Raw genomic sequence first — 12,690 nt, forward strand, 5'->3', positions numbered from 1 at the left:
TTTGCCTGACGACCATAGAGTTGTGGAACCACCTGATCCCTTGCCGAACTCAGAAGTGAAACGCAACATCGCCGATGGTAGTGTGGGGATTCCCCATGTGAGAGTAGGTCATCGTCAGGCTTATAAATAAAAGAAAGGGCCACCCATTTGGGTGGCCCTTTTTTTATTTAGGATACGGTGAATTACTGTTTACTACCTCGCAGCAAAGAGACGGCCACCCAGTCGAGAGGCCCTTTTTTTGTTGATCAAACCCACAAATACTTGGTTGCGAACATTGCGAGAGGAGAGTGTGGGCTGGTCACTTCAGGGGAACCAAAGCCTGCATTTCGGAGCCACTTCAATTTCAACGTGCCGTTCACTGCCAATATCTGGTTAAAGCAAGAACAGAAACCGGGTTCCGACGACAAAGGTCTCATTGACGTCCGGATCGAGAGCGGGGCCAATGAGGTACTGTAGGTCTGGGGTGATTTGTAGCCAGGGGGTAACTCGAAAGTTGTAAAAGAGTTCGATACCAGAGCTATTACCTTTCTGGGCAATAAACGAGTCTTTGGAAAACTTGTTATACCATCCGGCGATGCCGAATACGTCGTACTGCCGGGTCCGAGCGATTCCCTCGAAGGTGACACCTAGCGAATAGTGATTCTTTATGTTGTTGATTTTTCCATCTGTGTGGCCAACCCGGGCAAATAGGCCGATTGACCGCGTTGGGTTGTCGGGATCCTTATATAGCCATTGATTGAAGTTACCCCAAAGTGTCCAGTCAGAACTTCTGGTTTGTCCCGGGTTTTCCAGCAGTGGTTGATTTTTTTTACGATATGCCGCGCCGACTCCTAATTGCGTCGGATGGTCTTTGTCAAAGGGTTGTACGATCGCTCGCCATTCCTGGAGTAGATCCCAATCCCCGTCTTCAAACCAATCGACCTCAATTGCGCTACTACCGGGATCAGCCACACCGGTGGTAATCGTCAGGCAGTCATTTGGTTTGGCCAGGGCCAGGGCGCCCAGACGGTTATAGGGCGCCCAGGGGAGAAGGGTCGAATTAAAGAACATGTGTGCATTGAGAAAGCGGAAATGATAGGGGCCGGAGAATGGCGATAAATCGTAGAATCGGCCTATGTCCCACATGCCGCCCAGTAGCTCCAGCTTACCCTGCAGAAATACATGGGAATACCACCACTCGGTTGCTTCCAAGTCTTTGCCTTCCGGCACAGGAACGGCTGCATCGAAATTTACCGGTACGAGGGCGCCGGTAAAAAGATTTACACCGTCGTCGTTGGTTTTCCCCTCTAGTCTGAGTAACGCATAACCGTTTTTCCACCAGCCAAGCTTTTCAGTATCGAGGTAGAGCTGGGCATCGTAGGAGGCACTGATCACACCTTTACGCTCGGTTCCACCATCGATAATTTTCTGTCCAATAACAATTGTTGAAAAGTGGAGGTCAACACCGCAGTCGTGCCAGCAAGCGCGGTCATCGCCGAGCATGCCTTCTGTATATTTGAATGGTGCGCCGTGATGCCAGCCTGAGCCTGCTTCCGACGCAGATGCCATTGGCCCGGCTGTGCATAAGGCGGTGATTAGTACGAGGTGGGTATAGGGAGATGTCGCTTTTGCGTTCGTGTCTGCATAGCTGTTCGATAGGGGCCCGGGACAAAAGCGGTGAGTTTCGGAGTTCTTGCCCTCAGAAGACGGAGCGTATCCGAATGCTAAATGCCTGTGCGTCACTGAACTCGTCCCTGAATGCCGGATTTTCGATGTGCTGGAGACTCACCGTCGTATCGAGCCCCACAAATGATGGAAAACGATAGAAAATCTCGAAGTTCACTTCTTCTTGCGCAGTCGGGACTACCGACTCGACCCAGTTGATCGTTGCCCCACAGAGGTCATTTTGTATTCGCAGTGGACCGCTGGGATTATAGACTAGGAAGGAGATCGCGGCCTGTCTCCAGGTCTTACCCCAGCGGACGACTGCAATTTTTACGCCATGTTGGTCCAGTTCCTGCTCCAGCTTTACCATTACGCCATGGTCCTCGCGTCCGGTGCTTGCGTTGATTGGCTGATCGTCCTTAGTACCGTCGTTGTGCCACAGGGTGAGTTTCGAATAAGCTGCTTTTTTTGTCTTGGGGCATTGCTTGTATCCGATCTCCACCGGCTTGTAGAGGTCTTTCGCACCGATGTCACCGATTTGGGTGTTGGAATACGGTGAATTTATGCTGAGGGCTGAGGGCTGAGGGCTGAGGGCTGAGGGCTGAGGGCTGAGGGCTGAGGGCTGAGGGCTGAGGGCTGAGGGCTGAGGGCGTCAAAGAACCTTGTGCCATCTGCCCGAGGCCGGACTGATCACATCGGCTACGCCGATGTGCCCCTGCGGGCGCCTGGCGGCGTCCCAACTGCTGGCGCAGTTGGTCGAACCGAGCGCCGGTTCTTGCGACCCCTTGTAGCAAATAGTTAGTACCAAACAAAAAAGCCCTGACTGCTCGCGCAATCAGGGCTTCTTTGTTTGGTACCAGAGGCCGGACTCGAACCGGCACGCTTTTAAGGGCGGGGGATTTTGAATCCCCTGTGTCTACCAATTTCACCACTCTGGCAGTTCCTCTAACCGCCATAAAGGTCGGTCAGGAAAGGACGATGATTATAGCGATGAGTTGTGGATGGTCAACCAAATTTGGCTGTGGAAGTGGTTTCCGTTACTCTTCGCGGCCGATTGATTAATGCCTAGACTGAAGTGATGCAACGCCAGGACTTTTATTTTGATTTGCCCGAATCGCTGATCGCGAAAGCGCCCACTGCGGAGCGCCGCGGCAGTCGCCTTTTGTGTCTGGATGGCACAACCGGCGCTCTGGGGCACCGCCAATTTGCGGAGTTACCGGACCTGATTGCGCCCGGGGATTTGCTGGTATTCAACGACACCCGCGTGATTCCGGCACGCCTTTTTGGGCAGAAGGCGAGTGGCGGCAAGCTTGAGATTCTCATCGAGCGCGTGCTCGACGAGCATCGTGCACTGGCACATATCCGCTCCAGTAAATCGCCCAAGCCTGGCAGTGAAATTTTCCTCGAGGACGGCGCCCGTCTCTCGATGGTTGCACGCCACGACACGCTCTTCGAATTGGAGTTTCCCGCCGAAGGGGTGCTCCCCGTACTTGAACGCCAGGGACATATGCCTTTGCCGCCGTATATCGACCGTGAAGATACGGAGACGGATAAAGAGCGCTACCAGACGGTATACAGTCGTAACGCGGGTGCAGTAGCAGCGCCGACCGCTGGTCTGCATTTTGATGACGAGATGATTCAGTCGTTGCGGGACAAGGGTGTGGATACTGCATTCGTTACCCTGCATGTGGGCGCCGGCACCTTCCAGCCGGTGCGAGTGGATGATATCAACACGCACAAGATGCACAGTGAAATATTAGATGTGTCTGCTGAGGTGTGTGATGCGGTGAAAGCCTGCCGTGCTCGTGGAGGCAAGGTAATTGCCGTTGGTACGACGAGTGTGCGCGCGCTGGAAAGTGCTGCGGCCAGCGGCCAGCTCAAGCCGACTCAGGGCGAGACCGAGATCTTCATTTATCCCGGCTATGACTTCCGCGTGGTGGATCGCTTGATCACCAATTTTCATTTGCCGGAATCGACCCTGTTGATGCTGGTGAGTGCGTTTGCCGGTTACAACAACGCGATGAATGCCTACCGACAGGCGGTTGCCGAAGAGTATCGTTTCTTCAGTTATGGCGACGCGATGCTGATTGAACGCAACCCGGCAGTCGATCCCGCTGAGGTGGGCGCTGGGCACGCGGACGACTGAGTTCGCACAGAGTTTGAATCAAGTAGTTTTGGATGAGGAGGATGCCTTGAGCCGCGAATGTTTTATGAAGTTTGAGCTGGATACCACCGACGGCAAAGCCCGTCGGGGGCGGCTGCATTTTCCTCGTGGCACGGTGGAAACCCCGGCATTTATGCCTGTTGGAACCTACGGCACCGTAAAGGGGATGCTGCCGCGAGATGTCGAGGAGATTGGTGCACACATCATTCTCGGCAACACCTTCCATCTGATGCTGCGCCCGGGTACCGAGGTGATCAAGGCCCACGGCACCCTGCATGAGTTTATGCAGTGGAAGGGGCCGATCCTCACCGATTCCGGCGGCTTTCAGGTGTTCAGCCTTGGCAAGATGCGCAAGATCAGCGAGGAGGGGGTGTCTTTCAAGTCGCCGGTAGATGGCAGCCCGGTGTTTGTTGGGCCGGAGGAGTCGATGCAGGTACAGAAGGACCTGGGCTCCGACGTGGTGATGATCTTTGACGAGTGCACCCCATACCCGGCGACGCCGGACGAAGCACGCAAGTCCATGGAGCTGTCCCTGCGCTGGGCCAAGCGCTCAAAGGACGCCCATGGGGATAACCCGTCGGCGCTGTTTGGCATCGTGCAGGGTGGCATGTATCCCGAGTTGCGTGATGTGTCCCTTGCGGGGCTTACCGACATTGGCTTTGATGGCTACGCCATTGGCGGACTCTCCGTAGGTGAGCCAAAAGAGGAGATGATCAAGGTCCTCGACCATCTCGCGCATAAGATGCCGGCGGACAAGCCGCGTTATCTGATGGGTGTGGGTAAACCGGAAGATCTGGTGGAGGGCGTGCGCCGGGGTGTGGATATGTTTGATTGCGTGATGCCCACACGCAATGCCCGTAATGGACACCTGTTCACCTTCGAGGGTGTGGTCAAGATACGCAATGCCAAACACCGTCACGATACTGGACCACTCGAGGAAGGATGCGATTGCTACACCTGTGAGAACTTCTCCCGCAGCTACCTGCACCACCTGGACAAATGTGGTGAGATTCTCGGCTCCCAGCTGAATACGATCCACAACCTGCGGCACTATCAGCGCCTGATGCAGCGGTTACGGGATGCCATTGCCGCCGGTACCCTCGAGGAGTATGTGACGTCTTTCTATGCCGGATTGGGGCGTCCGGTGCCTCCGCTGGACTAAATTACCGGGCGGCAATTTGTGCCACCTGATGATCCCCGTATAATCAGCTCGCAATTCTGTACGGTAGCGCTCGTGCCTTGTATTTGGGCGCGGGGGCCGCATATCGTTAGTTACCAAAAAAACGTGCCCGACAACGGGCCATTCCAACAATGAGAACAGCATGAATCGCTTCCCCCTCTGGAAATATATCCTGATTCTGATCATCGTCGGATTGGGGCTGCTGTACGCGTCCCCGAATCTGTATCGCCCGGATCCGGCCGTACAGATCTCCGGTCAGTCCAGCGCCCTGAAAATTGATCAGAATGTACTCAGTGAAGCCCAGAAAGCCTTGGATGACGCGGGAATCGCGTATTTTGGCGGCGAGGTGCAGGACAAGTCTGTACTGCTTCGTCTGAAATCTATCGAAGAGCAGTTGCCAGCCAAGCGTGCTATTCAAGAGGCGCTCGGTCACAGCGATTACGTGGTGGCCCTAAACCTGGCGCCCACCACCCCTGAGTGGTTGAGCAAGCTGGGTGCGAGCCCGATGAAGCTGGGTCTCGACCTGGCCGGTGGTGTGCACTTCCTGATGGAAGTGGATACCAACTCCATCGTTAAAACCAATATGGAAGGCTATGTTTCCGATGTGAAGTCCAAGCTGCGTGCGGCCAAAGCGCGCTACCGCAGCGTGGAGTTGGAAAACGATCGCGAAATTGTGGCCCGTTTCCGCAGTGATGAGTTGCGCACCCTGGGTATGCGTACCCTGCGCAGTGAGTTTCCCACCCTGCAGCTGACCGAAGCCGGCGGCGGCAGCAATCTCGAGATCCGTGCGACCCTGGCCGACCAGGAGATCAAGCAACTCGAAGACTATGCGGTTACCCAGAACCTCACCACCCTGCGCAATCGTGTAAACGAGCTGGGTGTGGCGGAGCCGATCGTACAGCGTCAGGGACGTAACCGTATCGTGGTAGAGCTGCCAGGTGTTCAGGACACCGCGGAAGCCAAGCGTATCATCGGTAAGACCGCCAACCTGGAATACCGTATGGAAGCGCGCCAGGATGCCCTGGTCACCAATAAAGAGTATTTCGAATTCCGTAACGAGCAGGAGCGCGCGGCCTACGGTGGTGCCTGGCTCGAGCGCAAACTTATTATTTCCGGTGAGCGCGTTACCGATGCACGGGTTGGTTACGATGAGAGTGGCTTCCCGCAGGTGAACATCACCCTGGATTCTCGCGGCGGTGAGTTGATGCACCGCGCTACCTGGAAAAACGTTGGCCGCCGGATGGGTACGCTGTTCGTGGAGAGCCGCTTTACCCCGGAGACGCAAGTCGACGCCGAAGGCAATGAAGTCACCGTTCAGGTGCGTACCGATGACAAGAAGATCATCAGTCTCGCTACCGTACAGAGCCCGCTGGGCCGTCAGTTCCGTACCACTGGTCTCGGAAGCCCTGCGGAAGCGCAGGAGCTGGCACTGCTGCTGCGTTCCGGTGCACTCGCTGCCCCCATGTACTTTGTTGAAGAGCGCGTAATTGGCCCGTCTCTGGGTGCGGATAACATCAAGGTCGGCGTGACCTCGGTGCAAATCGGCCTGGCGGCGGTGGTGCTGTGTATGCTGATCTTCTACCGGGTATTTGGCCTGGCAGCGAATATCGCCCTGGCAACCAACCTGATCCTGCTGGTCGCGGTGATGTCGATTCTGGGCGCCACCCTGACCCTGCCGGGTATCGCGGGTATGGTACTGACCATCGGTATGGCGGTGGATGCCAACGTGTTGATCTTCTCGAGGATACGGGAGGAGTTGCGTAATGGCCTGCCGCCACAGTCGGCCATTAATGCGGGCTTCGACAATGCCTACAGCGCCATTGTCGACGCCAACCTCACCACCCTGATTGTTGCGGTCATCCTGTACGCCATTGGCTCCGGGCCGGTTCAGGGCTTCGCGGTAACCCTGTCGATCGGTATTCTGACTTCCATGTTCAGTGCCATCATGGGTACCCGCGCGTTGATCAACCTGTTCTACGGCGGCCGCCGTGTTCAGAAATTGTGGATTTAAGGGGACGGTGATGAGCAGTAATACCAAAGAAGAGAACGGAAAAATCACCGAGTACATGGGCAAGCGCGTGTACGACTTCATGCGCTGGCGCAAAGTCGCCGCAGCCATGTCTTTTGTCCTGGTGATCGCATCGGTGATTGCACTGGCGATGAATGGCCTGAAGCTCGGTCTGGACTTTACCGGTGGTACCCAGATTGAAGTGGGTTATCAGAATGCCCCGCAGATTGCCGACGTGCGTAGCCAGCTGCAGCAAGCCGGCTATGAAGGTGCCGAGGTGGTGCGCTTTGGCTCCGACAGTGAGCTGCTGATCAAGCTGCCACCGGAAGTTGCACAGAAACAGACGCAACAGAACGCCCGTGATGCAGAAGCAACCAACTCCATTGGCGACAAGGTTGTTGGCGTGCTGCGCCAGGGTAGTGATGGCCGCGTCGACCTGCGCCGTGTGGAAATGGTGGGGCCGAAAATCGGTGAAGAGCTGCGCGACGATGGTGGTCTGGGCATGCTGTTCGCGTTGGCAGTGGTGATGGCGTACGTGGCCCTGCGCTTTCAGTACAAGTTCGCCATTGGTGCGGTGGTTGCCTTGATCCACGACGTGATTATTGTGCTTGGCTTCTTCGCGATCCTGCAGCTCGACTTTGACTTAACCGTGCTGGCGGCGGTGCTGGCGGTGATCGGTTACTCGATTAACGACACCATCGTGGTGTATGACCGCATACGTGAGAACTTCCGCAAGGTGCGTCAGGCGGAGCCTGCCGAGGTAATTAATATCTCCATGAGCCAGACGCTAAGCCGTACCTTTATGACGTCCTTCACCACTTTGCTGGTGCTCTGGGCTCTGCAGTTCTTCGGTGGTGAGTTGATCCACAACTTCTCCCTGGCACTGATTGTCGGTGTGATTATCGGTACCTTCTCTTCTGTGTACGTTGCCGCGAATACCTTGATGGCGATGAACATCAGCAAGGAAGACCTGATGCCGCCGGTGAAAGAGGGTGCGGATCTGGACGAAATGCCGTAATTCATCGAAAACGGCAGACAAAAATCAGATCAAAAAAGGCGGGTACAACCCGCCTTTTTTGTGCCTGCGATTTCGTGCTGGACCGATCTCATGTGATTGATGTGAATCAATCAGTCAGCCAGCCGCCGCAGTTAATCTGTGCCCGTCCACTGAGCTGAGCGGGCTCGCTGGATCGAAATAATTAATTTGGGACTCTGGAGAAACTCATGAAGTTAATCGCCGCTGCGGCCACCCTCTTACTTTCTGCTCCTGTATTTGCCTATGAATCCGGTAGCGTGTTGCTGCGTGCGGGCGCGGCCACGGTTAGCCCGGATGTCAGCTCATCGGCGCTCGCATTATCTGGGACCGCGTTAGAAGGAACGGCTGCGGGGGTGGAGGACGGCTCCGCGTTGGGTATCACCGCGACCTACATGTGGCGGGATCACTGGGGAGTTGAATTGGTTGCGGCAAGTCCATTTAGCCATGATTTGCAGGTCACCGGTTTGGGGGAAAGCTTTGACTTGGGCGAGACCCGCCATCTGCCGCCGACCGTGTTGTTGCAGTATTATCCATTGGCGCCATCCTCCAAAGTGCAGCCGTATGTCGGCGCGGGTTTGAATTACACCGTGTTCTTTGAGGAAGCGATTAGCTCCCAGGCAAACAGTGTGTTCGCGACTCTGGGTGCGACGGACGGAGCCGACCTCTCTCTAGAAAACTCCACAGGTGTCGCACTGGAAGCGGGTGTTGACTTTGCGTTTGGTGCGGATCAGCGCTGGCTGTTTAATGTGGCGGTTTTGTGGGTGGACATCGACACCAAGGCCACTGTTGAGGTGCCCGGTGTCGGTAAAATTACCGCGGATGTTGAACTGGACCCGCTGGTAACCATGGCGGGATTGGGGTACCGCTTCTAAACCGGGCCGTCGGAAACATGCGGAAGAAACTTAAAGAAACTCGAGAGAAGAGCCTTAGATCAGCCAGCTCCTGAGGGAGCTGGCCTGACGAGAAATCGCTGGCGGTCTTCTGAATAGTAAAGGCGAGCGGTAGGATTAGCTGCGTGGCTTTTTGCCCAGAGTGATGTGCTTGGGACCTGAGGTATTGGTTTGGCCGCTCACACCCTTGGGTACTTGCTCAATTTGGCCGCCATTGGCCAGGAAGGCCTGTACCTGGGCTTCGATGGCTTCGCGCGACTCTGTAGAAACAGTTTCCTTACTGCGTTTGTTAGCGCTAGATGCTTTTTTAGCCACTATTCTTTCCACTTTTTATGCATGAACAGCAGATTATACCGCATTTTGTGCAAAAAATCACCCGCCAGTACGCCCGTCTGTTTAAATGGTGTACGAAGCGGCTAAGTCTGCTACAGCAATTGCTGGCCTAGAAACGATAAAGGCCTGATTTCTCAGGCCTTTTTCTCAGTTACTTGAGACTACTTAGCTATTGCTCAGGGGCAGTTGCCCTGTTCGTAATAGTCCGGTCCGGTTTCAGCCAAGGTGGTGGTGACAAAGGTGTTGTACAGGCCGAGGTTGTCGCCAGAGCCGAGTGCATAGGTGTAGCCAAAGCTGGTGGTTGCGCGTCCCGCCGTCACATGGCTGTAGTTACTGGCGGTGTACTCGGTACATGCCTGCTCGCCGCCGGGCGTGCTGTCACAGGCATCGCCGATACCATCGCCATCACTGTCTTGCTGACCGGCGTTGGCGACGCTCGGACAATTGTCCGCAGTGTCTGCGACGCCATCATTGTCACTGTCGACGGGCGTTTGATTGCCGTCACCGCCACCACTGTCCCCGCCGTCACTGCCGCCGCTAGAGCAGGCCTGCAACGGGCCGGCACAACTGCTATCGCCATCCGCTACCCAGCGGCACTGTTCCCCCGCCGCGGTTTCGCGCATGGTGAACGGCGCGGTGCCGAAGGCGAGGTAGCAGGCGGAGTAGCCTTCGCCCCAGGTAATATGTCCCTCGTTAATGTGGAAATTGTAATCGCCGGTCTGGCCGGCATCGATATCAAAGCGCACGCTACTCTGGCCCGACAGGTCAGTGGTATCAGAGGCTGTAATCACCACATTGTTTTCGCCACCGGGAAGATCGCAGCCCTCGGCGGAGAAACGACTACCGTCAATATCTGCAGAGACTGTGCCACTGGCAAAGGCCACCGCCACGTCTTGCAGGTTCTGGTTCGCATCCACCACCGAGCCGGTAACGGTGGCGCACTGGCCACTGACAGTGGCTGCAATGTCACTCAGCTCTGGTGCTGTCGCCGGCGGCTCCGGGCCAACGCGACTGGTAACACTGGCCGTATCTCCCTGCGCGCCTTCGTTGTCGGTGGCCGTGACCTCTATCTGATACAAGCCATCTGCGAGAGGCGACGAGGTTGCGTTGAAGTAGCCGTCGGCCGGAGAAGCCAGTGTATTCAGCGTTTCGACCAGGTCCGGTGTGCCGCTGTCGATATTGCTCACCGCAATGTCGACACTCGCCACGCTGCCTTCGGCATCGAGCGCGTTGCCGGTGATCGTCAGCAGGCCTGATGCTTCGGTTGCTGACAGGCTGGTGATCTCGGGGCCGCTGTTGCGGTCAACGCGCTGGTTGTTTTCGGCGAAGTACTGGCCGAGGTAGCGACCGTAGTTGATGCCATTGCCGTTTACATAGCTACCGCTGGCGCCCTGGCCGCCGGACCAGGCGTGGTCCACTCCGTTCAACCACAGCATGGATACTCGTGCGTCTTCCCAAAGGGTTTCCGCAGCGGTGCGTGCGTCATCGGTGTAAGTGTTGGTGCCGGATAATTCGTTTACGCCATACACGCCGGCCATGCCTTCGGCGTTTTGCCGGTTGTAGCAATCGTCCACGGTGGTGTCGTTGGTGCCGTGGGCGATGGAGGCAATCTGGGTGTCGAAGTGGCTGCTGTAACTGCCGGCGTAGGAGTTACAGCGACTGGTGACGTCGGCGATTTCACAGCTGCCGATGGCGCCATTGGAACTGGTGCCGATACTTGGTCCGGCGCTAATGCCCATGCCGGCGAAGATGTCCGGGGCGATACACGCGGTGGTGTTGGCAAACGCGGCACCGGATGACAGGCCCGCGATATACACCTGGTCGGGGTCAATGTTGCGCCCGGCATCGCCGGTCATGGTGTTGGCCAGATTGATCAGGTTGGCATAGTCACCTGCGGTGCGGGAGCGGATACCTTCCCAGTAAGACCAGCAGCTGAAACCGGCTTTATATACTGCGTCGGGAACGGCAACCACCATGCCGTATTCTTCTGCGGCGTCTTCGAGGTTGGCGGTCAGGTAGGCATCAATAGATTGGGTGCAGCCGTGCAGTACCACCAGCAGGGATTTGCCGTTGCCGATGGGAGATACAGAATCGGGGGTATAGATGTGGACTCGATTAAAGCCGCCGATGGCGACGTTCTGCTGCCAGCTTCCAGCTTCGACCGAACTGGCGCCCAACAGTATGGACAGGCCCAGGCTCGCGCCCAGGAGTTTTCTCTCTTTTGTTATTGTCATCGCTTTCACCCTTATATTTTTATAGGAAGCGATACGAGACTAGCGGGGCCCCATAACAGTGCATATGCGACCTAGGTATTGGTTGGCAGCTGGTTTTGCTTCGGTGAGCGGGCAGGGGATGAAGAGAGTGGCGGCGCGAAAGACCGGGGCGCAGAAAGCGCCCCGCCGGTAGTTAGTTATTCTGGCTGAACGCGCCGGTTGTTTTCCGAAAAATACTTGCCCAGATAACGCGCATAGCTCACACCATCCGCGCTGATGAAGCGGCCCTCCGCGCCTTCGCCGCCCGCCCAGGCGTGTCCCACATCGTTCAGCCAGACCATGGACACGCGTCCGCCTTCCCACAGGGTTTCGCTCGCGGTGCGTTCGCCCTCTGTGTAGGTGTTGGTTCCCTCGATCTTTTTCACCCCGTAAACATCTGCCATGCCTTCCGCGTTTTGGGCGTTGTAGCAGTGATCCACGGTGACGTCTTCGGTGCCGTGTGCCACGGAAGTGATCTGGGTGGTGAAATGGTTTTTGAATTCTCCCGCATAGGTGGCGCAGCGATTTGCCACATCGGCCGCCTCACAGAAACCCAGAGCGCCCTTGGGGCTGCTGCCAATACTGGGGCCGGCACTGATGCCCATGCCGGCGAATACATCAGGTGCGAGACAGGCGGTGGTGTTGGCAAAAACAGCGCCGGAGGAGACGCCGGCAATGTATACCTGATTGGGGTCGATGCCATGCTCACCGTCACTGCTCAAGGTTGTGGCCAGCTCGATCAGGTTCTTGTAGTCCCCCGCGGTGCGGGAGCGCTCGCCCTGCCAGTAGGACCAGCAGCTAAAGCCGGCCTTGTTTGCCGCGTCGGGCAGGGCGATCACCAATCCGAATTCATCGGCGGCGCGCTCCAGGTTGGCACTCAGGTAATTGTCGATGGGCTGTACGCACCCGTGCAATAGCACCAGCAAGGCGCGGCCATTGCCGATGGGCGAAGTGTCTTCGGGGGTGTAGACATGTACGTTTTCGAATCCGCCAATCGCCACATCTTTTTGCCAGCTGCCGGCGGTTGCGTTGCTGCTTAGAAGCAGGGACAGCCCGAGCGGGGCTGCCAGATACTTGCGGAGGGAGGAAATGTTCATCGTGCACACCCTGATCTCGTTGTTAGCGCTCCAGCCTAGCGGCGGGATTTTCGCGGCGACATACGACTAAGGTATGAGGTGTGCTG

At 56.6% G+C, this 12,690-nt stretch carries 10 protein-coding genes, 1 tRNA gene and 1 rRNA gene; 6 read left to right on the top strand and 6 right to left on the bottom strand.

The window, feature by feature from the left end; all coding sequences use genetic code 11:
- The first annotated feature begins 4 nt into the window (after positions 1-4).
- Positions 5-120 (top strand): 5S ribosomal RNA (gene rrf / locus LCM31_RS07230).
- Positions 121-372: 252 nt separating this feature from the next.
- Here the strand turns inward: rrf and LCM31_RS07235 are convergent.
- The 3 genes from LCM31_RS07235 to LCM31_RS07245 form a co-directional block, all read right to left on the bottom strand.
- On the bottom strand, positions 373-1,548 hold the full coding sequence (locus tag LCM31_RS07235) for a carbohydrate porin (RefSeq protein WP_224868712.1): 1,176 nt from the start codon (positions 1,546-1,548) through the stop codon (positions 373-375).
- Between the two features lie 130 nt (positions 1,549-1,678).
- Positions 1,679-2,146 carry a hypothetical protein gene (locus LCM31_RS07240; protein ID WP_224868714.1) on the bottom strand — a complete coding sequence of 156 codons (468 nt, stop codon included), beginning with the start codon at positions 2,144-2,146 and terminating at the stop codon, positions 1,679-1,681.
- Between the two features lie 349 nt (positions 2,147-2,495).
- Positions 2,496-2,582 (bottom strand) — tRNA-Leu (locus tag LCM31_RS07245).
- Between the two features lie 140 nt (positions 2,583-2,722).
- Here LCM31_RS07245 and queA point away from each other — a divergent pair.
- The 5 genes from queA (at position 2,723) to LCM31_RS07270 (ending at position 8,904) form a co-directional block, all read left to right on the top strand.
- Positions 2,723-3,790, top strand: a complete 1,068-nt coding sequence (queA, locus tag LCM31_RS07250; RefSeq protein ID WP_224868715.1) for a tRNA preQ1(34) S-adenosylmethionine ribosyltransferase-isomerase QueA — start codon at positions 2,723-2,725, stop codon at positions 3,788-3,790.
- 64 nt (positions 3,791-3,854) lie between these two features.
- A complete protein-coding gene (gene tgt / locus LCM31_RS07255; RefSeq protein ID WP_318247443.1) occupies positions 3,855-4,970 on the top strand; it encodes a tRNA guanosine(34) transglycosylase Tgt in 1,116 nt (371 codons plus the stop codon).
- A gap of 160 nt (positions 4,971-5,130) precedes the next feature.
- The gene (gene secD / locus LCM31_RS07260) at positions 5,131-6,999 is read left to right on the top strand and encodes a protein translocase subunit SecD (RefSeq protein ID WP_222232953.1); all 1,869 of its coding nucleotides are present in this window, start codon (positions 5,131-5,133) and stop codon (positions 6,997-6,999) included.
- A gap of 10 nt (positions 7,000-7,009) precedes the next feature.
- Entirely contained in the window at positions 7,010-8,014 is a 1,005-nt protein-coding gene (gene secF, locus LCM31_RS07265; protein WP_224868719.1) for a protein translocase subunit SecF, read from the top strand.
- A 206-nt stretch (positions 8,015-8,220) separates the two neighbouring features.
- On the top strand, positions 8,221-8,904 hold the full coding sequence (locus tag LCM31_RS07270) for an OmpW/AlkL family protein (protein WP_224868721.1): 684 nt from the start codon (positions 8,221-8,223) through the stop codon (positions 8,902-8,904).
- Positions 8,905-9,039: 135 nt separating this feature from the next.
- Here LCM31_RS07270 and LCM31_RS07275 read toward each other — a convergent pair whose 3' ends face one another.
- The 3 genes from LCM31_RS07275 to LCM31_RS07285 form a co-directional block, all read right to left on the bottom strand.
- Positions 9,040-9,237 (bottom strand): hypothetical protein, encoded by a 198-nt coding sequence (locus LCM31_RS07275; protein WP_222232955.1) that lies wholly within the window; start codon positions 9,235-9,237, stop codon positions 9,040-9,042.
- 194 nt (positions 9,238-9,431) lie between these two features.
- Complete coding sequence (locus LCM31_RS07280) at positions 9,432-11,489, bottom strand: extracellular catalytic domain type 1 short-chain-length polyhydroxyalkanoate depolymerase (RefSeq protein WP_224868723.1); 2,058 nt, start codon at positions 11,487-11,489, stop codon at positions 9,432-9,434.
- 176 nt (positions 11,490-11,665) lie between these two features.
- A complete protein-coding gene (locus LCM31_RS07285) occupies positions 11,666-12,604 on the bottom strand; it encodes an extracellular catalytic domain type 1 short-chain-length polyhydroxyalkanoate depolymerase (protein ID WP_224868725.1) in 939 nt (312 codons plus the stop codon).
- Positions 12,605-12,690 lie beyond the last annotated feature (86 nt).

The sequence above is a fragment of the Microbulbifer agarilyticus genome (assembly GCF_020171345.1).
GTDB classification, from domain to species: domain Bacteria; phylum Pseudomonadota; class Gammaproteobacteria; order Pseudomonadales; family Cellvibrionaceae; genus Microbulbifer; species Microbulbifer agarilyticus_D.

Coding starts and splice junctions, on each gene's coding strand:
- queA (WP_224868715.1), top strand. CDS start 2,723: ATGCAACGCCAGGACTTTTATTTTGATTTGCCCGAATCGCTGATCGCG.
- tgt (WP_318247443.1), top strand. CDS start 3,855: ATGAAGTTTGAGCTGGATACCACCGACGGCAAAGCCCGTCGGGGGCGG.
- LCM31_RS07235 (WP_224868712.1), bottom strand. CDS start 1,548: ATGGCATCTGCGTCGGAAGCAGGCTCAGGCTGGCATCACGGCGCACCA.
- LCM31_RS07285 (WP_224868725.1), bottom strand. CDS start 12,604: ATGAACATTTCCTCCCTCCGCAAGTATCTGGCAGCCCCGCTCGGGCTG.
- LCM31_RS07270 (WP_224868721.1), top strand. CDS start 8,221: ATGAAGTTAATCGCCGCTGCGGCCACCCTCTTACTTTCTGCTCCTGTA.
- secF (WP_224868719.1), top strand. CDS start 7,010: ATGAGCAGTAATACCAAAGAAGAGAACGGAAAAATCACCGAGTACATG.
- secD (WP_222232953.1), top strand. CDS start 5,131: ATGAATCGCTTCCCCCTCTGGAAATATATCCTGATTCTGATCATCGTC.
- LCM31_RS07280 (WP_224868723.1), bottom strand. CDS start 11,489: ATGACAATAACAAAAGAGAGAAAACTCCTGGGCGCGAGCCTGGGCCTG.